This window comes from Limosilactobacillus reuteri (assembly GCF_013694365.1).
Classification (GTDB): Bacteria; Bacillota; Bacilli; order Lactobacillales; family Lactobacillaceae; genus Limosilactobacillus; species Limosilactobacillus reuteri_E.
The window spans coordinates 1589403-1611186 of the sequence record NZ_CP059275.1; the positions used below are offsets into that span (position 1 = coordinate 1589403).

The following is a 21784-nucleotide window of genomic DNA, read 5'->3' on the forward strand; positions in this document are numbered from 1 at the left end:
TTTTGTTATTCTGAAGATAGAGCTAAGATCGATCATGCTCCCAGGGACTTCGAGTCCGTATTATAAAATGATCTCCGCTATCTTTGATTTGATATTTTGCTTTTAGGTTGTGGAACTACGAGTTCGAGTATTTAGGAAATGAAGTACAAATCTAGGATAGCGGTTATATCTAGCTCTATTTATAGAAAGGAAGTCTTTTTATGTCTGATATATTTGCCTTGGATGTTTCAATGGGGAAAAGCTACTGTGTCTGGTATCGAGGGAAACACTGTTTAAAAGAGTTTTCTTTAGTACACACGAGAGCGGGGTTTAATGCTCTACGAGATATGATTAAGAAAGCTCAGAAGCCAATTATCTACTTTGAAGCGACTGGAATTTATTCGCGAGTAATTGAACATTTCTGTGAGACCAATGGTCTCCGCTTTTGCATGTCTGATATATTTGCCTTGGATGTTTCAATGGGGAAAAGCTACTGTGTCTGGTATCGAGGGAAACACTGTTTAAAAGAGTTTTCTTTAGTACACACGAGAGCGGGGTTTAATGCTCTACGAGATATGATTAAGAAAGCTCAGAAGCCAATTATCTACTTTGAAGCGACTGGAATTTATTCGCGAGTAATTGAACATTTCTGTGAGACCAATGGTCTCCGCTTTTGCAAATAATGAGTTACCGGAACAACATTCCTCGCAAGTCATTGGGCTATCAAACACCTTACGAGGTATTCATGAAGTATGTCACTGATGAGCAACTACTTTTTTTCTAACTTAAATTGACATTTCGGGAATGAATATAAAAAGTGTACCAAAGAAGCAACTATGGGGAATTGAATTAAATCTGATTTCTCTCCTATTTAGTAGTATTAGTCCGGTTCTTAATAAATTTTCACTTACTAGCTTGAGTCCGGTTGTTGGGGGAATTTTCACTAGTGCGTTTGCTGCAATTTTTACTTTTGCAACAATCCTCATTACTCGTCAGCATGTTTCTTTAACCAACCTTAAGAGCCTGTGGTTATGGCTTTTGGGTGGAACAAATGCAATCGGAATTATTCTTCAATATATTGCTCTTTCAACCTTAAGTCCAATCACTGTTACCCTTATCGCTCGGATGTATTTAGTTTATGTTTTCTTCCTATCTTATATCTTCTTAAAGGAAAAGATTACAAAGTGGGATTACTTAGCAATTATTCTTTGCATTCTCGGTTCTTTCTTTATTTCAGGAAGCCGACTTCAATTTAGTGATAACCTTCTTGGATTGATTTGTGCATTCATCTACCCACTAATGTATGCCGCCAACAATATCGCGGCTAAGTATCTAGTTAGTGATGAAGAGCCAAATAATGTCTTGTTCTTTAACCATTTTACTTCGGCTCTTTTACTTTTCTGCTATGCTCTCATAACAGGAACGTCATTTAGCCATATTTCTAGTCAAGCAGTCGCATTTAACTTTGGCGGAGCATTCTTTAATGGTTTCATGTCACTACTTCTTTTCTATACTAGCTTGCAGTTTATTACAGCTGGTAAAGCAAATATTGTTCGTGCACTTGGTCCAGTAATTGTTATTATTTACTCTTCATTTTTCTTTCCTGTTCAGGTAACTCCTTCTCTAGTTTTAGGAGCAATTTTAGTAATTTCAGCTAGTGCAATTGTTACCTTTACAAGAACAAATCACGAATAAATGCATAATGGCTGGTCAATTTTCTTATGGGTTATTTATCCATATATAATGTTGGCATCATTTTTCATTGGAACATTTGCTAGATTTAAATATTTTCATCCCTCAATTACTGCCAAATCAAGTGAACTTTTTGAAAAGAAATGGCTAATGATCGGAAGTGTTACTTTCCACATTGGAATTATTTTAGCTTTCTTTGGTCACTGCTTAGGAATGTTTATCCCAGCAAGTTGGACTGCTTACTTTGGCATTACTGACCACATGTACCACATCTTTGGTTCATTAATGATGGGAATTCCAGCAGGGATCCTTGCATTTGTGGGAATTGCAATTTTGACTTATCGGCGAATGACTTGTTCTCGTGTTTATAAGACAAGTGATATCAATGATATTATTGTCGACTGGGCTTTATTGGTTACAATTGCATTAGGTCTAGCATGTACTATTACGGGTGCATTTATTGATTACAATTATCGGACAACAATTAGTCCATGGGCAAGAAGTCTATTTGTTCTTAATCCTCAATGGCAATTGATGCGTTCAGTGCCATTAATTTATAAAATTCATGTTCTTTGTGGATTAGCAATTTTTGGTTACTTCCCATACACCCGGTTGGTTCACGCTTTAACGCTACCTTGGCAATATATTTTCCGTCGTTTTATTGTTTATCGTCGACGCGCAAGGGTTTATTAAGTGATTGATTTTAGACGATTGACAGATTTAAAGGATACATTTGCCGTTCTTTCCCGTTTGATTGACTATCCTGATACAGAAACGTTTTCACCAGAGATTCGTCAATTATTACTTACAGATAACGCATTATCAACAGCAACGCGGGGAGAATTATTAAGCCTTTTTGATGAATTAGCCGCACTATCTTCAATCGAAGTCCAAGAGATATACGCTCACCTTTTTGAAATGAACCGACGTTATACTCTTTATATGTCATACTATAAGATGACCGATTCCCGTGAACGAGGGACCATTTTAGCACGGTTGAAAATGCTATATGAGATGTTTGGTATATCAGAGGCGACCAGTGAACTTTCTGATTATTTGCCTCTATTGTTAGAATTTCTAGCATATGGCGATTATACTAATGATCCGCGTCGTCAGGATATCCAATTAGCATTAAGTGTGATTGAAGATGGAACTTATACCCTTTTAAAAAATGCAGTGACAGATAGTGATAGTCCCTATATTCAGTTAATCAGGCTTACACGTTCATTAATTGGTTCGTGTATTAAAATGGAGGTGCAAGAAGATGCATAAGTGAAGATTAAAGCACAAATCAGCATGGTCTTAAACCTCGATAAGTGTATTGGTTGTCATACCTGTTCAGTAACTTGTAAGAATACATGGACAAATCGTCCAGGCGCTGAATACATGTGGTTTAATAATGTTGAAACTAAGCCAGGTGTCGGTTATCCAAAACGCTGGGAAGATGAAGATCAATACCATGGAGGGTGGACTCTTAATTCAAAAGGTAAATTAAAATTACGTGCTGGAAGCAAATTAAATAAAATCGCTCTTGGTAAGATTTTTTACAATAATGATATGCCAGAGTTAGATAACTACTACGAACCATGGACCTATGACTATAAGACATTATTTGGTCCTGAACAAAAGCACCAACCCGTTGCTCGTCCTAAGTCGCAAATTACTGGCGAAGGAATGGAATTAACCACTGGTCCTAACTGGGATGATGACTTAGCGGGATCAACTGAATATGTCCAACAGGATCCTAACATGCAAAAAATTGAAGGGGATATCAAAAATAACTTTGAGCAGGCCTTTATGATGTATCTTCCCCGATTATGTGAGCACTGTTTGAATGCACCTTGTGTAGCTTCTTGTCCATCAGGCGCAATGTACAAACGAGATGAAGATGGGATTGTTTTAGTAGACCAAGAACGCTGCCGGGGATGGCGTTTTTGCATGACTGGATGTCCATATAAGAAGGTCTACTTTAACTGGAAGACTCATAAGGCTGAAAAATGTACTTTTTGTTATCCGCGAATTGAAGAAGGCCAACCAACAGTTTGCGCCGAAACCTGTGTTGGTCGAATTCGATATATTGGTGCTATTCTATACGATGCTGATCGAGTAGAAGAGGCAGCATCAACTCCTGATGAGAGTAAGCTGTATGAAGCACAACTTGGCTTATTCCTCGATCCCAACGATCCTGAAGTTGTCAAGCAAGCACTCAAGGATGGCATTTCTGAAGAAATGATTGAGGCTGCACAAAAGTCACCGATCTATAAAATGGCAGTAAAAGAAAAGATTGCCTTCCCACTTCACCCAGAATATCGGACAATGCCAATGGTTTGGTATATTCCGCCGCTATCACCAGTTATGAGTTACTTTGAAGGACGGGACTCAATAAAGAATCCTGAAATGATCTTCCCAGGAATTGATCAAATGCGGGTGCCTGTTCAATACTTGGCAAGTCTATTAACTGCTGGAAACGTTCCTGTCATCAAGAAAGCCTTATATAAACTTGCAATGATGCGGCTATACATGCGTGCTAAGACTAGTGGTCGGGATTTTGATAGCAGTAAACTAGAACGAGTTGATTTAACAGAAGAACGGGCAACATCACTTTATCGTTTACTGGCAATTGCTAAATATGAAGACCGCTTTGTTATTCCAAGTAGCCAAAAGGCAGAAATGGAAGATGCACAAACCGAACAAGGTAGTCTTGGCTATGATGAATGTGAAGGCTGTGCATTAGCTCCCCAACACAAGAGTATGTTTAAGAAGGCAGAAGCTGGCAAATCAACTAATCAGATTTATGCTGATAGTTTCTATGGAGGGATTTGGCGTGATTGAATGAAGTCACGATTCTTTAACAAGGTTGATAAGTTTAATGGAACCTTTACACAACTTGAAGAAAATAGTCGCCGTTGGGAAAAGCTTTATCGCCAGCGATGGGCGCATGACAAAGTTGTCCGAACAACTCATGGAGTTAACTGTACAGGCTCGTGTTCTTGGAATGTTTATGTCAAGCAAGGAATTATTACTTGGGAACACCAAGCCACAGATTATCCATCATGCGGACCTAATATTCCAGGATATGAACCACGGGGATGTCCTCGGGGAGCTAGTTTCTCTTGGTATGAATACAGTCCCGTTCGAATTAAGTATCCATATATTCGTGGCAAGTTATGGGAGCTTTGGACTGCTGCCAAGAAAGAACATGAAAATCCCTTAGATGCGTGGGCAAGTATTGTCGAAGATCCAGAAAAGTCTAAAAAATATAAGAAGGTCCGAGGACACGGTGGCTTAATTCGTGTTCATCGTTATGAAGCATTAGAAATGATTTCAGCTGCTTGCTTATACACAATTAAGAAGTATGGGCCTGACCGCATTGGTGGTTTTACCCCAATTCCTGCAATGTCAATGATGAGTTTTAGTGCCGGAGCACGGTTCATTGCCTTAATGGGTGGGGAACAAATGAGTTTCTACGATTGGTATGCTGATCTACCACCTGCGTCTCCTCAGATTTGGGGTGAACAGACTGATGTTCCAGAATCCGCAGAATGGTATAACAGTTCTTACATTATTATGTGGGGATCAAACGTCCCATTAACTCGGACGCCGGATGCGCACTTCATGACAGAGGTTAGGTACAAAGGAACAAAGATTGTGGCAGTTAGCCCTGATTATGCTGAAAATGTGAAATTTGCTGATGATTGGCTTGCACCAGAACCAGGTAGTGATTCTGCTGTTGCTCAAGCGATGACTTATGTAATTTTAGATGAATTCTACCAAAAGCACCCAGTTAAACGTTTCATTGATTACTCCAAGCGATTTACTGATTTACCATTTATGGTTGAATTGGAACCAAGTACAGCAAATGGTGATCACTATACACCAGGTCGCTTCGTCCGGATTAGTGACTTAGTTGCTGATGATACGATTGTCAATCCAGCATGGAAGACAGTTGTTTATGACCAAAATAACCACAAGATTGTTGTTCCAAATGGAACGATGGGACAAGAATATAATGCTAAGGAAAAATGGAATCTTGAATTATTAGACCAAAATGGTAATAAGATTGATCCGGCACTTTCTATTAATGATCAAGATGGCGAAACTGAACAAATTATTGCTGATTTTCCAGCGTTTAGTAATGACGGAAACAGCGTTGTGCAACGTCATTTACCAGTTAAAAAGCTCAAATTCACAGATGGCAAAGAACACTTGGTAACTAATGTTTATGATCTGATGATGGCTCAAATGGGAATTAATCGGACTGGTAATGATGAACTTGCTGCTAAAGATGCAATGGATGCTGAGAGTTACTTTACTCCTGCTTGGCAAGAAAGCCGTTCGGGAGTAAAAGCAGAGCAAGTTATTCAAATTGCTCGTGAATTTGCCCAAAACGCGGCCGAAAATGAAGGGCGGAGTATGGTAATCATGGGTGGTGGAGTCAACCACTGGTTCAATGCCGATATGAACTATCGAAACATTATTAATATGCTGATGTTGTGTGGTTGTGTTGGTATGACTGGTGGTGGTTGGGCTCACTACGTTGGTCAAGAAAAGCTCCGTCCACAAGAGGGTTGGGCAAATATTACTTTTGCTAATGACTGGGAAAAAGGTAGTGCCCGTCAAATGCAAGGTACTACTTGGTATTACTTTGCAACTGATCAATGGCGTTATGAAGAAATTGATAACCAAGCTCAAAAATCACCTGTTTGGAAGAGTAAACATTCCTACTTACATAATGCTGATTATAATCAAATGGCAATTCGTTTAGGATGGTTACCATCATACCCACAATTTGATCGTAATCCGTTATCTTTTGCAAAAGATTACAATACAACTGATATTAATGAAATTTCAAAGAAAGTTGTCGATGAATTGAAGAAGGGCTCTTTACATTTTGCTGCTGAAGATCCTGATGCTAACCAAAATCAACCTAAAGCGTTCTTCTTATGGCGTTCAAACTTATTTGCTTCTTCTGGCAAAGGTGCCGAATACTTTATGAAACATTTATTAGGCGCTGAAAATGGATTGCTTGCTAAACCTAATGATCGAGTTAAGCCCCAGGATATGATTTGGCGTGATAAAGGAGCAATTGGTAAGTTAGATCTTGTTGTTGATATGGACTTCCGAATGGTTTCAACACCAATGTACTCCGATGTTGTCCTACCAGCTGCTACTTGGTATGAAAAGAAGGACCTTTCATCAACTGATATGCATCCATTTATTCACCCATTTAATGCAGCAGTTAGTCCAATGTGGGAATCAAAGTCTGACTGGCAACAATTCAAGCTCTTGGCTAAGACTGTTTCTGAAATGGCAAAGAAATACATGCCGGGAACCTTCTATGATCTTAAGAGCGCACCACTAGGACATAATACTCAAGGGGAAATCGCTCAACCATACGGGGAAATTAAAGATTGGAAGAACGGTGAAACAGAGCCAATCCCTGGAAAAACCATGCCTTCTTTAAAATTAGTTACCCGTGATTATACTAAGATCTATGACAAATACATCACTCTTGGCCCTAATATAGTAAATAATTATAACTATAAAGTTGATGATCAATATGATTACCTCAAAGACATGAATGGAATTGCTAGTGAAGGCATTGGTGCAGGCTGTCCGTTACTTGATGAAGATGAAAAAGTATGTGATGCAATCTTACGGATGTCAACTGCTTCCAATGGTAAACTCGCTGATCGAGCTTGGGAAAAGAAGCAAGAGCGAACGGGTGAACATTTAACAGATATTGGTCGCGGTCATGCTGATGATTCAATGTCGTTTAAGCAAATCACTGCTCAACCACAAGAAGCTTATCCAACACCAATCGGAACTTCTGCTAAACATGGTGGAGCTCGCTACACACCATTTTCATTAATGACTGAGCGAAATATTCCTACATTTACTCTTACAGGTCGTCAGCATTTCTACATTGATCATGAAATTTTCCGTGAATTTGGTGAAAATATGGCAACTTATAAACCATCCTTACCACCAGTTGTAATGGCCCCAGGAGATGTTGATGTTCCACCAGTAAAAGATGAAGTTACACTTAAATATATGACTCCTCATGGTAAATGGAATATTCATACGATGTACTACGATAACCTTGAAATGTTGACATTATTCCGGGGTGGTCCAACTATTTGGATTAGTCCCCAAGATGCCGATAAGATTAAGGTAAAAGATAACGACTGGATCGAAGTCTATAACCGTAATGGGGTTGTTACTGCGCGGGCGGTTGTTTCTGTTCGGATGCCTGAGGGGTCAATGTACATGTACCATGCCCAAGATAATGAAATTTACGAACCTCTTTCTACCATTACCGGTAATCGTGGGGGATCACATAATGCACCGACGCAAATCCACATTAAGCCAACACACATGGTTGGAGGATACGGCCAATTGAGTTACGGTTGGAATTACTATGGACCAACTGGAAACCAACGTGATCTTTATGCAAATGTAAGAAAGTTGAAGAAGGTGAACTGGAGTGAAGATTAAATGAATCGTTATGATCGTCAAGAAAGGGTACATCAAATTGGTAGTATTGGTCAGCAAAAAATTAGCCATGCAACTATTATGATTGTCGGTGTAGGGGCATTGGGAAGTTATACAGCCGAGCAACTTGTCCGTGCTGGAGTTAAAAGACTTGTCTTGATTGATCCTGACACTGTTGACGTAACTAATCTTCAACGTCAATCGCTTTTCACCGAAGCAGATGCTAGCCAACAACGGCTTAAGGTCGAAGCAGCTAAAGAACATTTACATAAAATTAATTCAGTATGTCAAATTACTGCGATCCCAGCGCCGATTACTGCTGACCTTATTGACGAATATCAGTTTACCCTTTGTTTAGACTGTCTTGATAATTATCAAGCACGGGATCTATTAAACAAACTAGCAATCATCAAAAACTTTGATTATCTATTTGCCAGCTGTGCAGGAACCTATGGGAACGTAATGGCGATTTCGCCACAAAATCATCCCTGCTTGAACTGTCTTTTTCCTAATATTAATGAATTAAAACAAAACGATTGTGATTTAATTGGGGTTAATACTGCTTTAATCCCGATTGTGGCGGGACTACAGGTATCTTTAGCGCTTCATTATCTGGTTGACAAAACACAGGTTAATTTTAATGAATTGATCGCGGTTGACAATTGGTCAATGCAATTTAGTAAGTTTGCTATTAATAAAAATTACCATTGTCCCGCCTGTGCTAAGCCAAGCAGTATTTCTTTAGAAGAATCAGCACCAGAATTACATATGTTATGTGGGGAAAATGCATATTATACGATCAAAGAGAAACCTATTAATTTTGGCAGACTTAAAGAATTTTTGGCTAAAAAAGAGCTCTTAATTAACGCAAATCGATTGTTTCTTCATTTTAAATGGGAAAATCGTCCAGTAAGTATATTCAAGAATGGTAAGATTGTTATGTATAACTTACCTACTTCGGCGATTGCCCAGAAACAGTTTAAGTCGTTAAATATTTTGATGAAAGAAGACCTATTATGAATGAAAAAAATCGCAATTTTAACGGTTAGCGATAGCCGAACATTAGATAGCGATACTTCTGGAAAATTAATTGCTATGAAGATGGCTAACGCGGGCTTATCAGTAGTTGATCGGGTAATCGTTAATGATGATATTGTCAATATTCAAACTGCCTACCTTCAACTAGAACAACAAGCCCTTGATATCATCATTACTAATGGTGGAACAGGAATTGCTCAGCGTGATGTTACTATTCCGGCTATCCGTCCACTCCTCAAACGGCTAATTCCGGGTTTTGGGGAAGCGTTTCGCCAGATATCATTTGATGAAATCGGTACTCGTGCGCTTGCATCACAAGCACTAGCCGGATTTAACTACCGCAATCAGCTTACCTATTGTTTACCTGGTTCCCAGAATGCCTGTCAAACGGCTCTAAACAAACTAATTTTGCCAGAATATGAACATTTATTATTTGAAAGCAGTTCCCAACGAAAGGAAGTTCACCACCATGCTCACTAGATGCTCACTAGAAGAACACCAATCTCTGTTGCCGAGGCACAGAAAAAGATTAAGGAAATCCCCCTGAAAACAACTACAGAAACAATTCCCCTATCAAAAGCTAACCATCGTATTTTAGCTGAGGATGTCCATGCTCATTATGACTATCCTCATTTTCGCCGAGCAGGAATGGATGGGTATGCAATTTTAGCCAGCGATGATCATGACTTCCCCCGCGAGTTTAATGTCCGAGGAGAGATTCAAGCTGGAGCAACTTGGGATCAACCATTACAGCCAGGGGATGCAGTTCGGATAATGACTGGTGCATATGTCCCTTCTGATGCGGGGAAAGTAATTCGAATTGAAAAAACGCGGCCCGCTAAAGATGAAAATAAGGTTCAAATTATTACAACTGAGAGTAAAACTAACATTACAGAAACTGGTACTGATGTAAAAAGCGGTGATATCGTTTTAGCAAAAGACCAGGAAATAAATCCCGGTGGCCTAGCAGTCTTAACGGCTTTTGGTGTTCAAGAAGTAACAGTTTATAAAAAACCACGGATTGCAATTATCGCCACTGGAACTGAATTATTAGGACCTAATGCCACGATTGAACCGGGAAAGATCTTTAATAGTAATGGTATTATGTTAAAAAATCTTGTAGGAGAAACTGGTGGGATTGTTGATTTTGAAACCCAATTACCAGATGATGCTGATCTTATCAAGCAGACTCTTGAAGAACAAATAGCAACTCATGAAATTGTAATTACTGATGGTGGTGTTTCAGTTGGTGATTTTGATTTTATTGGAGATGAAGCACGTAAAGCTGATGAATTGCTTTTTAATAAGATTAAACAACGACCAGGAAGCGTTACGACTGCCTTTGTTCAAAATAATACGTTAATAATGGCCCTTTCTGGGAATCCAGGAGCTTGTTTTACTGGTTTTTACCTTTATATGGAACCGCTGATTCGCCGTTATCAACACCAAGCCAGCCGAATTAAGCAAGTACGGGCAATATTAGCGGCCCCATATAATAAAACAAACGGGTTCGATCGGTATCTTCGTTGTACTTATGAATTCAAAGATAATCAGTTTTATGTTTATCCAAATGGAATCAACAGATCTGGCTCATTAGCTAACCTCCAGACGACAACCTGTTTAGCACTGATTCCGCATAGTACTACTCCAATGAAGGTCGGAACGGAGACAGACGCATGGCTATTACCCTTCAAATAAATGGCTATTACCCTTCAAATAATCGGTCATAAAAAAAGCGGCAAGACTCTTATCACGACGACTTTAATCGAAAGGCTCTCAAAAGAAGGGTATCGAGTAGCTGCTCTTAAACATGATGCCCATAATGCCGCAATGGATGTGCCAACTACTGACAGTGCTAGAATGAGTAGTGCTGGAGCTAAACAGGTTATTTTACAATCTGCGACTGAATTTTTCTTTCATCAAAAAAGTAATGTTCCGTCTTTAACGGAAATGGTTGAATTATTAAGTACCGACAATGATTTTGTCTTGATTGAAGGTCATAAGGAAGCCACTCAATATCCGCAAATTTTATTATTAAAGCCTGGCGAAGATCCTACCAATGTTGCTCATACTCCCCCTCTTAAAATAGGTAGTATCTTTAATGGAACAACCGCTGACTTATTAGGAAAAGATGCAATTGTAAATTGGTGTTATGACTACTTAAAACAAGTAAAGGGGGATGCAGGATGAATGATTGGATTAGTATATGCTGGTGGTAAATCTACCCGTTTTGGGAAAGATAAAGCTACTTATCATGTTCCAGGATTACCAGCTACCAATATAGAGCTAGCAGTCGAGAAATTAACACCCTTTTGTCAGCAGATCGTTGTTTGTGCTAATGAAATAAATCGAGCGCATATATTAAAGTTGGTTGGTCAAGAACCGGCTGTGCAGATTATCTGTGATATTCCCCCTTATGATCATCATGGTCCCCTCTCAGCAATTATTGCTTGTACTAGTCATTTTTCAACTCTTCGGGACTATTTAACTCTGGCTGTTGATTATCCTTATCTCACAAAAGATTCACTTGCTGTTCTTGCTCGTACGTCCAACTCTTATATTGCAACAAGTCAGCACAATCACTATTCATTAGCTCATTTTTCAGTTAGCAATGAACAAGTTACTACTTGGGTTGATAATAATGATGACTGGCGATTACGTAGTTTCATCACTAATAAGTGCGTCTGCCACCCCCTTACGTATCGCTCAAGTAACGAATTTTCAAATTTAAACTATCGTGAGGTCGATTTAAATGAAAAGTAAATGAAAAGTAAAGATTCAATGACAAATCCTGATTTTCAAAAGCTCATTTCCCTTGTTTTAAATGACTTAACAATTAGACGAACAATGCTAGAAAATCGGGAACAAGAAGTAAGCCAACAAATGAGTTCGCTGGAAAAAGATGCGGAGTTAGAACAACTGGACGACCAAATTCAACAGATTCAAGCTGATTTTGATCATTACCGCGAATTTCAGGATCCGAAATTTGATTTTAGTGCAACTAAGTATTTCCAGGGACCATCGATGGGATTACCACAACATCCTTAAGTGCTTGAAACTGCTAATTGGATACAAAAATATTTTGATCAATCACCAGATGCAATCTTCTTATTTAAAAATGATGATCTTTTAGTTAGTAATGAGCCGGCTCAGCGGTTAGTAACTATGCTTAATTTAGATGTTAATTACCTACTGCAAATTGGTAAAAACGCTTGGTCACAACTAGAAAATGATGATTGTGCTTCATGCTTGATTAAAAAGCGGTTAACGGGAGCTACCGTTCCGATAACGTTTCACTCCAACGCTACTCATCCTTTTCATTTTTCAATGGTTTATCGTCCTCTTGACGATAAAGAAAGTGTCTTTGCCCTGACTCTTGAAAATCGTGAGCAACAGCAACGCCTTTCGCAGATTGAAGAGCACCGAATTCTCAATCAATACGTAAATGAAGCACACGAAAAGGAACGGCAAAAAATCTCACAAGATCTTCACGATAGCGTTGCACAGGGAATCTACGCCGCAATAATGGGCATTCAAAGATTAGCAACGGTGCAAAAGCAAAGAAATACTGAGCAATTTCAAGCAATGAGTGCTGCAATCGAAAAGCAGTTACAAATGACCCTTAAAGAGATTAAAGGGCTCGCACTCGATATTCGTCCCTCGGTGCTCGATAATTTTGGCTTAATTCCGGCAATCAAAGCTTTGGCGAAACGTCTTCAAAATAGTACAGGAATCACAATTGATGTTATAGCCCTTACCTCTGCTGAAAAATTACAAAAAAACATTCAAAACGTTCTTTACCGCATTACACAAGAGGCAATTAATAACGCAATTAAACATGCTCATTCAACAGAAATAAGTATTATTGTTACGGATCACAATAGTTACCTTCAGTTAGAGATTCTTGATAATGGAATTGGATTTGATATTGATCAGCATAGTGGATTTAATGGACATTCACTTGGATTAATGAATATGAATGAACGCGTTAAGGCATATAACGGAGCCTTTACAATTACATCAAAAATTAATAAGGGAACGACAGTCAAGGTAAAGTTTCCCTATAATAATACTTTAAATAAGGATATGGTGAGAACAAATGTATAAATGTATAACGTTTTAGTTGCAGACGACCACGCAATTGTTCGCTCAGGAATTTCATACTTAGTCGATCTTCAACCGAATTTTACGGTGGTTGATGGGACAGCGAGTGGAACTGATACATATATTCGAGTTGAACAAGGCGGAATTGATATCTTAATTATGGATTTAAGTATGCCCCCTGGCGAAAATGGCCTAATTACTACTCGGCGAATCCATGATAAGTTTCCCAAAGTTAAAATTATCATTCTCTCGATGCATGAAGAACAGGAATATATCAACAAGGCAATGGCAAATGGCGCAATGTCTTATATTTTGAAAAGTTCACCAGATAGCGAAATTGTTAATGCCCTAAAACATGTTATAAATGGCGAGAAATATCTTGATGCAAATATCATTGTTAGTAAGACAGATATTAGAGAAATAAATGCATCTGGTAATACCTTAAAATTAAAGGGCTATAATAGTCTTTCAAAAAGGGAGAAAGAAGTCTTTCCACTTATTGCTTTAGGGTATTCAAATAAAGAGATCTCACAAAAGATGTTTATTTCAACAAAGACAGTGGAAGCCCATAAAGCAAATATTTCACGCAAACTTCACTTACATGGACGGGTTGAACTAGTACAATATGCTATTCATCACCATTTAATTGACCTTTAAATGGCGACGAACCTCAGTCGAGAGGATGAGTTGCGGGGAATCCTCAGTGATGTTGCTCGCAAACGCTTTACTAATAGTCGACAAGTTAATCCCGTTTCCAACCTGTTTTTAACAACTAAATATGCAGTTGAAAACCAATATATTTCTGGAGCAGTTATTGACGAATCATTTAGTTCAACATTAGCAGAGATAAATTTAAAAGATGCTGCTTTAACTGATCGCGGCCGTAATAAGCTTGCACAACTTCTTGCTCAATCAACAAAGGAGAATTAAATGGATATTCAAGATAAGCTAAAACGAGATTACGAAAATAAATCGATCTATACTGCAGGCTTTTACGCAGACCCAAACAATGAACTTGCAAATCGCAAAAAATTATTTGATGCCTTAAAATCATTAGTCGAGAATCAAGCAGCAACAACCCCATTTGCCTTACAAATCATGCTTACAAATGGTGAAATTAATGTAATGCCCCTTGGACTTGTTGACCTTGAAGAACTTAAAAAATATGAAAGTGAACAACGATCCAAGCACGGTTTAGATGAACATAACGATGATATTCCTCTGCTAATCCAATATGCCCCTCATGCAGAGAAAAAAGAGGTAGTTAAAAAAAGAATAGGCACCGTTCAAGATCTTTTTACAAACTTTAACGAGCAAATTGAAAAGATATGGCAAACTGTTAAAGAATTTATGCAGGATAATTTTGCTTTATTAACAACTATCGAAAAGGATTTGATTGCAGATAGTCAGAATGTGATGCAAGAGTATCAAATCACTTTTTCTAAGATGACTGAGGCGGAACGAAAAGAAAAGCTGGGATTTAGTGTTCCGGAAGATGAAATTAGCCAATTCTGCCGCTACATGGCTGATATGCATGAAGTTCAAGCAATCGTATTATCTGCGGGAGCCTTTGCTAACCATGAGCTTCTTGGTAAAAATTCCTTTACTGAAATGATAAGCGATAATATTCGACGGAGTACCCTCTTTTGGGTTCTTGATAATACCTTCTACGAAATTTACTATTATTTCTACATGAGTAATGACAATGATAAACTCCATAAGCGACTTAAACATCAACGAGAAGCCCTCATCGTTAATATGCGTAATGATGCTTTTCATCGTGCACAAGAATTTACTGAGAAACAAATTAAAAATGTTGATTTTAATGAGTATTTCAGTGATATCTTCATCCCCGTTGCTGAACAAATAATTGCTGAAGTAAATAAATTTAAGGACTGAGTGAATTTAACACCAGATGAACGGTTGGTAGATGCATTAACAACCGTTATTTATCAATATCCTCCAATGGTTCGCGAAATGATTAACTTGAGTACTGGTGAAGAAGAACGGCGACTAAGGTTGTCGCTTTTTGAGGCTTTTAGTTATTTCAACGAAAAAGAGCTCACAATTGATCAAATCACAGCTGCTCAACTACCAGAACTATTGGCATTAGCAACTCATTTGAATCCTCCTTCTTTTCAGCCAAATAACCTAACTCCTGGGGAATTCGCTAGTCAAAAAGCTTATTCATATGTTGCGAGCTACTTAATGAATCGCTTTGTCCGTTCACTAAGTACTGTAGGTAATCCTCCACAAATAATTGAGGAGTTGACAACTGACGCTGGAGATGTGATGCTTGCACAGGTTCGACGGCTACAGTTTAACTATAATCAGCAATTTAAGGTAGCTGACTATTTAGCAGATGTTAAAGCACGATGGGGATTACTTGGAACAATGACTGCAAAACAAAGTGCCGTCCTTAGCGGAGCAAAAAGGGAAATTGTTTCACTTGCAGGACAGATTGGTCAAGCCTTTGGTACTGCTAGTTATATTACACATGAGTTTCAACAACTCAGTAATGATCCCGACTCATTTGTAAAGATGATAACGAGTGGTCAGTATCCCCTGGCACTTTTATTCGCGCGCCAACAGAATCCACAATGGTTTAGTGATTTCTTCGCTTCAGATCATCGTCCTTCACAAGCGATGTTTAAGCAAGCCCATCAATTAGCACTTGAACGAATTGATGATGTCAAGCAACTAATTGATGATATCTTCTCCCAGCTAATCCTTGATATTAAAGTGTTACCAGCTGGCCAAACTCAGGATGAATTGTTTCGATTAGTTGAAAAATTAAAAAAAGAATAAATGTCAAGTGTTAAAGATGTTGCTCATGGGAGTAGGCGAAATGCTTATACTGCATTGATCCTCTCCACGCTTGCAATGATTGTTTGTTTTATGTCGTGGTCTAACTTTGCGCCACTTGCATCCCAAATTGCTGAGATGTTCAATTTGGATGTATCGCAGCGAACGTTGTTATTAGCGACACCAGTCCTTTTGGGATCAATTATGCGAATTCCAGTAGGGATCTTAAGTGATCGTTACGGCGGGAAAAAGGTTTATTTGATCTTAATGGCCTTTATTTTGATTCCACTAATTATGATTCCACATGTTCATTCATTTGGAATGTTGCTCTTTGCCGCATTGCTTGTTGGGATGTCAGGAACATCGTTTGCCGTTGGGGTTTCTTATGCTTCAGTTTGGTTTCCGCCAGAACAGCAAGGACTAGCCCTGGGAATCGTTTCAATGGGGAATATGGGGAATGCTGTGGCTGCCATGACTTTACCTTATATTTCCAAGGCAGCGGGATTTGATAGTGTTTACTACTTTTTGATTATTCTTACAGTGATCTTTGGTGTTCTTTTCGCAGTTTTTTGTAAAGAAATGCCAGTTGATAAAAGTAAAACGATTAAGGGCGCATTGTCTGTTGCCGCGGACAGTGGAACATGGTATCTATCACTATTTTACTTCTTGACTTTTGGCTTATTTGTTGCATTTACAAACTTAACGCCAACATTCTTGACAGGGATGTTTCATTATACTCCTGTTACTGCCGGCCTTTATTCAGCATTATTTGCTTTCGTATGTACGTTAGTTCGTCCATTTGGTGGTTACCTTGCTGATAGAAAACGCCCCATGGCATTATTACAATGGGTCTTTGTAGCAATCGTTATTTTTGCTATTTGGATTATGCTTAGTTTTCACAATCAATTCATGTTTATCGCAGGGATTGTTTTGGTTGGTCTTTCTGCAGGGATTGGTAACGGGGTTGTCTTCAAAATGGTTCCATATGTATCCCAAGGTAATACGGGAGCGGTTACTGGTTTCGTTGGAGCAGTTGGTGGCTTAGGAGGTTTCTTTCCACCACTAATTATTGGTTATATTTACCAATGGACAGGTAGTTATGAGCTTGGAATTGCACTCTTAGCGTTAACCGGTGTAATTTGCTGGTTTGCTCTATGGAAACATTACATTCATGGTGATGTTCACATCGTTAAATAAATGGAAATTAACGTTAAATTATTTGCGTTTTTACAAGATCAGTTAGGACCATCTATTACTCTTGATGTTGCTAATCCTATTCGAGTAGATGACCTTCTTAAGCAAATTAGCCAGCGGGCACCACAACTGACGTCAACTTTAGCAAATTCGCGGATAGCAATTAATCAAGAATTTGTTAACGCAGATATAATTACCTTAGAGGCCGATGATGAAATCGCAATCATTCCGCCGGTTAGTGGTGGCTAGTTGCATTATTTACGAATAAGCGATGAGCCCATCGATGTAAGTGAGATGTATAAACAGCTTGTTGCTCCAGAATACGGAGGAATTGATATGTTTGTCGGCACTGTTCGTCAATGGACTGGCGAGATCGAGACTACTAAGATTGAGTATTCAGCTTATCATCCCATGGCGGAAAAACAATTAGAAAAAATTGCAGCACCGATTGAAGAACAAGGAGGACGCGTTGTTGTCGCTCACCGGACTGGCGAATTGACGCTTACTGATATCGCGGTATTTGTAGGTGTGGCGGCTCCGCATCGTGCAGAAGCATTCAAATGGTGCCAACATGTGATTGATACACTTAAGCATGAAGTACCAATCTGGAAAAAGGAATATGATACAGATAAGGTAAGGTGGGGAAACTAAATGAATACTTTAATTCTCTACGATACACTCTACGGTCATAACTTCGAATTAGGAAACTTTATTCACCAAACTATCCTTCCGTCTGCCATTTTTCTTTCTTTTAAGGAGGCCTTACAAGTAAAATTGGATAGTATTGACTTGCTTATCCTTTGTCCCTGTACTTATGGCGAAGGACAACTCACAGCCTCTGAAGAAAAGTTCTATAATTATCTTTGTCAGTTTTCTGTCCCGAGGCTGGTTTATTATATTGCAGGTGTAGGAGATAAAAATTTTGGTCCAGCAAAATTTGCTAACGCAGTAAATATTTTTAATTACCAATTGCGTCAACATGGTGCTTCACCATTAGCGTCTTCATTAAAAATCGACTATGAAGACCTGCCAACCGCTCAGCAAACAGTTACTGATGAAATCACTAATTTCTTAAGAAAAGGAAGAGATTCTAATTACTAATTGGTTATTGTTACAATCGTTCTCGCTCTTTCTTGTGGGCGGATCTATTATTCACCAATCATAATCTTTCAAACGCTACTTCATCCCCAAAGCAATCCAGCCGCAGCAAACATTATTTTTAGCCTTCGTCTTCCTAGAATCATCGGTGCGCTGTTAATTGGTGCTGGTCTAGCAATGGCTGGTTGTTCTTTCCAGAGTGTTTTTCATAATCCTTTGGTCTCGCCTGATATTTTAGGGGTGTCGTATGGTTCGGCCGCCGGGGCTGCTAGTGCAATTCTCTTAGGCTATGGCATTGGACTTACTCAGCTTTTTGCTTTTGTTGGTGGAATTATTGCGGTCAGTTTAACTTTATTGATTGCCCAAATCCTTCATCAGCGCGGAACCTTAATTCTAGTATTAGCCGGAATTGTGATTTCTGGTTTTATGCAGGCATTAGTTGGATTACTAAAGTACATTGCTGATCCGGATTCACAATTACAAAGTATTGTCTACTGGCAACTAGGCAGTTTAGCAAAAGTTGATTTTTCAAATATTATCGCTGTCCTTCCCTTTTTGCTTGTAGGTACAATAATTCTATTTGTCCTTCGCTGGCATATGACAATTCTTTCACTTGGCAACCAACAAGCGCGTCTAGAAGGAATTAATGTGGATATGGAACAACTACTGATAATTACCGCCAGCACGTTTTTAACCGCTGCAACAGTTTGTCTTAGCGGAAATATTGGTTGGATTGGACTTGTAATTCCGCATATTGCTCGACTTTTAGTTGGGTATAATACAAAAGAAACACTTCCCCTTGCAGCAGTTATTGGTGCGCTATTTTTGTTAATTGTCGATACAATGGCTCGATCCCTATCGGCAGGGGAAATCCCGTTAAGTATCCTAACTGGCTTCATCGGCGCACCCTTATTTGTTTATATTCTAATTAAGAAGAAGGTGCAATTAAATTGATTGAAAGTCCTCGAAGTTAATAACCTTAGTTTTGCCTATTCAAAAACACATCCGGTCTTTCACAACGTTAACTTTAGTCTCGAAGCTGGAGAAGTATTTACTATCCTTGGCCCTAACGGTGTCGGAAAATCAACTCTTCTCCACTGTTTAGTCGGACTTTTGACACCAAATGAAGGAACCGTAATAGTTAACGGAAAAGAGCTTGGAAATTTGAAGCACAAAACGCTTGCACAACAAGTTGCCTATGTTCCTCAGGATTATCATATTAATTCCAATCTCACAGTACTTGATTATTTATTAACTGGTCGTGCACCTTACCTTTCTTTTCTCCAAACTCCGCATCAGAAAGACGTTCAACTTGCTGAAACCTATTTACAACGTTTTCATCTTTCACCTTTTCGTGATCACCCCTTTATCTCATTAAGCGGTGGTCAACAGCAACTAATTACGATTATTCGAGCCCTACTTCAAGAACCGCGCTTGTTAATTCTCGATGAACCTATGGCTGCCCTTGATTTAAGTCGACAGTACGAAATATTAAAACTAATTCAAGACTTAGCCCAGCAAAAAATCACCATTATTCTTACTACTCACCTTCCAGACCATGCTTTAATGCTACCGACTACAATCGGTCTTCTTGATTCAAAAGGTTCCATGGTTACTGGATCATGTGAAGAGTTAATGTCAACTAAACAGCTAGAAAGGATCTATCATGTTCCACTAACTCTTACTTATCTACCTGATCTTCAACGATATACTTGTCAAATTAAGCTCTAAATGAAAAAATTATTGAAGCTTTTAGCAATCTTTTTACTGTTTAGTAGTATTATTAGCAGTTCGGCGATGGCTAGTTCAACAAGAACCATAACGGATATGACAGGGGAGAAAATAAAGATCCCAAAGAAAGTTAACCGCGTTGCTGACTTATGGCATGCTAATAATCAGGTTGTGCTGTTATTAGGAGGACAAAATAAGCTAGTTGCCACTACTCCTCTTGTTAAGAAACAACATTGGTTCACAATGGTAGATCCAAAAATTGCTAAAGTTGCTGCGCCATTAGCAGGCAATCAAATTCAAGTTGAAGAATTAGTAAAAATAAAACCGGACGTTGTAATTGCTTCCGATCAAGCTCAAATAAAGGAATCCCGTCAAGCAAAATTACCAACAGTTAACGCAATGTATACTGATTTTGCTGGGTTAAAGAAGTCGGTTACATTAACTGCAGAAATTTTAGGGGGAAATTCTCCAAAGATTGCTCGGCAATACAATAAAGAATTAACAAACAACATTAATCTTGTTAAGCAGCATTTGAAGAGCCGAAAATCAACACCAACGGTTCTTCATATTGTTAATGCAACAGATCTTACCAAGGTTGACGGACAAAAAACAATTGTTAACGAATGGATTAAACTAGCAGGTGGAAAGAATGCTATTTCTAAAAAGGGAAATCAAATTTCAGTTACGCCTGAAGAATTGATTAAAGCGAATCCAGATGTAATTATCGTTGGTAGTACATCTACTGCCCAAGCGCGAAAAGCGTTACGTGCTAACAGTCAGCTAAGTCAATTGAAGGCTGTACGCAAAAACAAAGTATACGGAAATCCTCAAGGGACCTTCCCATGGGATCGTTATAGTGCAGAAGAAGCACTTCAAGTCTTATGGGCAGCTAAGACTCTTCATCCCCAAGAAATGAAGAATATTAACATGGTCTCTGAAGTTCAAAAATTTTATCAAAAATACTACCACTACAATTTAACAGTTAAACAAGCAAAGCAAATTTTAGCTGGTGAAAATTAGAAATAAAATGGTGGATTATAGAATGAAGTTAGCCACCCAGTTGGTGGTAAATAAAAAACGCCATTCGGCGTGACATCAGGTATCATATTAAGTGAACCAAACCTATATGAAAGGATGTCCGTCAAATGACGCACTGTCATACCTCAGGTCACTTTGAAGCAGATACAGTTTTATCTGGAAAGCGTAAAGGTCAAGCAATAGCTACGTTTGTCGAGCGTAAGAGTCGTCTTATCATCGTTAAACGGCTTCAGGGACGAGATAGCACCTCAATGACCAAGGCCATTTTAGAATTAGCTAACCAGTTAGAAGATAATCTCAAGGCCCTTACTGTTGACCATGGGAAAGAATTCGCTAACTACAAGCTAATTGAAGAGCAGGCCAGGATTCCCCTCTACATTGCGCATGCTTATTCTCCACATGAACGGGGCAGTAATGAGAATCGCAACCGAGTACTACGACGCTTTATCCCCAAAGGTCAACCGATTGAGGAAATCACTGATGATGAGTTAATTCAAATTAACTGGTATTTGAACTCCAGGCCACTCAAATGTTTAAACTGGCGCACACCAATTGAGATCTTTTTGCGTAATCTGCGTCACTAACTTTGTTCAAGTTATTTCTTGCAATC

At 38.7% G+C, this 21784-nt stretch carries 24 protein-coding genes and 2 pseudogenes; all 26 read left to right on the top strand.

All coding sequences use genetic code 11. The annotated features are described in order from the left end of the window. The first annotated feature begins 200 nt into the window (after nucleotides 1-200). Nucleotides 201-662 carry a hypothetical protein gene (locus HHK02_RS12670; protein WP_231124836.1) on the top strand — a complete coding sequence of 154 codons (462 nt, stop codon included), beginning with the start codon at nucleotides 201-203 and terminating at the stop codon, nucleotides 660-662. Next, nucleotides 656-763, top strand: a pseudogene (locus HHK02_RS12675) (IS30 family transposase); the annotation flags it as partial. The gene HHK02_RS12670 and the pseudogene HHK02_RS12675, both read left to right, overlap by 7 nt. 20 nt (nucleotides 764-783) lie before the next feature. Then, complete coding sequence (locus HHK02_RS09250; protein WP_181462328.1) at nucleotides 784-1674, top strand: DMT family transporter; 891 nt, start codon at nucleotides 784-786, stop codon at nucleotides 1672-1674. Then, nucleotides 1675-2364, top strand: coding sequence for a respiratory nitrate reductase subunit gamma (gene narI / locus HHK02_RS09255; RefSeq protein WP_003671861.1), 690 nt, complete (start codon nucleotides 1675-1677; stop codon nucleotides 2362-2364). It begins immediately after the preceding gene. After that, nucleotides 2365-2943, top strand: coding sequence for a nitrate reductase molybdenum cofactor assembly chaperone (gene narJ / locus HHK02_RS09260; RefSeq protein ID WP_078009877.1), 579 nt, complete (start codon nucleotides 2365-2367; stop codon nucleotides 2941-2943). It begins immediately after the preceding gene. After that, a complete protein-coding gene (narH, locus tag HHK02_RS09265; RefSeq protein ID WP_003663646.1) occupies nucleotides 2944-4503 on the top strand; it encodes a nitrate reductase subunit beta in 1560 nt (519 codons plus the stop codon). Further along, nucleotides 4504-8169: a nitrate reductase subunit alpha gene (locus tag HHK02_RS09270; protein WP_181462329.1), complete on the top strand. Its 3666-nt coding sequence runs from the start codon at nucleotides 4504-4506 to the stop codon at nucleotides 8167-8169. Next, nucleotides 8170-9186 carry a HesA/MoeB/ThiF family protein gene (locus HHK02_RS09275; protein WP_181462330.1) on the top strand — a complete coding sequence of 339 codons (1017 nt, stop codon included), beginning with the start codon at nucleotides 8170-8172 and terminating at the stop codon, nucleotides 9184-9186. It abuts the gene before it with no gap. Next, nucleotides 9187-9684: a MogA/MoaB family molybdenum cofactor biosynthesis protein gene (locus tag HHK02_RS09280; RefSeq protein WP_181462331.1), complete on the top strand. Its 498-nt coding sequence runs from the start codon at nucleotides 9187-9189 to the stop codon at nucleotides 9682-9684. Further along, on the top strand, nucleotides 9685-10902 hold the full coding sequence (locus HHK02_RS09285) for a molybdopterin molybdotransferase MoeA (protein ID WP_181462332.1): 1218 nt from the start codon (nucleotides 9685-9687) through the stop codon (nucleotides 10900-10902). It abuts the gene before it with no gap. Beyond that, a complete protein-coding gene (gene mobB / locus HHK02_RS09290; RefSeq protein ID WP_003671870.1) occupies nucleotides 10903-11394 on the top strand; it encodes a molybdopterin-guanine dinucleotide biosynthesis protein B in 492 nt (163 codons plus the stop codon). It begins immediately after the preceding gene. Continuing rightward, a complete protein-coding gene (locus HHK02_RS09295; protein ID WP_181462333.1) occupies nucleotides 11395-11967 on the top strand; it encodes an NTP transferase domain-containing protein in 573 nt (190 codons plus the stop codon). Further along, a complete protein-coding gene (locus HHK02_RS09300) occupies nucleotides 11968-12252 on the top strand; it encodes a hypothetical protein (protein WP_152738555.1) in 285 nt (94 codons plus the stop codon). Continuing rightward, the gene (locus HHK02_RS09305; RefSeq protein ID WP_181462334.1) at nucleotides 12253-13311 is read left to right on the top strand and encodes a sensor histidine kinase; all 1059 of its coding nucleotides are present in this window, start codon (nucleotides 12253-12255) and stop codon (nucleotides 13309-13311) included. Then, complete coding sequence (locus HHK02_RS09310; protein WP_063164057.1) at nucleotides 13312-13965, top strand: response regulator; 654 nt, start codon at nucleotides 13312-13314, stop codon at nucleotides 13963-13965. It abuts the gene before it with no gap. Then, the gene (locus tag HHK02_RS09315; protein WP_078009882.1) at nucleotides 13966-14238 is read left to right on the top strand and encodes a hypothetical protein; all 273 of its coding nucleotides are present in this window, start codon (nucleotides 13966-13968) and stop codon (nucleotides 14236-14238) included. Then, nucleotides 14239-15207 carry a hypothetical protein gene (locus HHK02_RS09320; RefSeq protein ID WP_181462335.1) on the top strand — a complete coding sequence of 323 codons (969 nt, stop codon included), beginning with the start codon at nucleotides 14239-14241 and terminating at the stop codon, nucleotides 15205-15207. Continuing rightward, the gene (locus HHK02_RS09325) at nucleotides 15208-16116 is read left to right on the top strand and encodes a polyprenyl synthetase (RefSeq protein WP_181462336.1); all 909 of its coding nucleotides are present in this window, start codon (nucleotides 15208-15210) and stop codon (nucleotides 16114-16116) included. Then, nucleotides 16117-17310, top strand: a complete 1194-nt coding sequence (locus HHK02_RS09330) for a nitrate/nitrite transporter (protein WP_035156404.1) — start codon at nucleotides 16117-16119, stop codon at nucleotides 17308-17310. Next, complete coding sequence (locus HHK02_RS09335) at nucleotides 17311-17556, top strand: MoaD/ThiS family protein (RefSeq protein ID WP_035156407.1); 246 nt, start codon at nucleotides 17311-17313, stop codon at nucleotides 17554-17556. It begins immediately after the preceding gene. Further along, on the top strand, nucleotides 17557-17958 hold the full coding sequence (locus HHK02_RS09340) for a molybdenum cofactor biosynthesis protein MoaE (protein WP_029507461.1): 402 nt from the start codon (nucleotides 17557-17559) through the stop codon (nucleotides 17956-17958). Then, nucleotides 17959-18408 (top strand): flavodoxin domain-containing protein, encoded by a 450-nt coding sequence (locus tag HHK02_RS09345; protein WP_016496816.1) that lies wholly within the window; start codon nucleotides 17959-17961, stop codon nucleotides 18406-18408. Continuing rightward, complete coding sequence (locus HHK02_RS09350; RefSeq protein WP_269204211.1) at nucleotides 18409-19359, top strand: FecCD family ABC transporter permease; 951 nt, start codon at nucleotides 18409-18411, stop codon at nucleotides 19357-19359. After that, nucleotides 19360-20136, top strand: a complete 777-nt coding sequence (locus HHK02_RS09355) for an ABC transporter ATP-binding protein (RefSeq protein ID WP_152726684.1) — start codon at nucleotides 19360-19362, stop codon at nucleotides 20134-20136. Continuing rightward, nucleotides 20137-21156 carry an ABC transporter substrate-binding protein gene (locus HHK02_RS09360; protein ID WP_181462337.1) on the top strand — a complete coding sequence of 340 codons (1020 nt, stop codon included), beginning with the start codon at nucleotides 20137-20139 and terminating at the stop codon, nucleotides 21154-21156. Nucleotides 21157-21299: 143 nt separating this feature from the next. Beyond that, nucleotides 21300-21758: pseudogene (locus tag HHK02_RS09365) on the top strand (IS30 family transposase); the annotation flags it as partial. Nucleotides 21759-21784 lie beyond the last annotated feature (26 nt).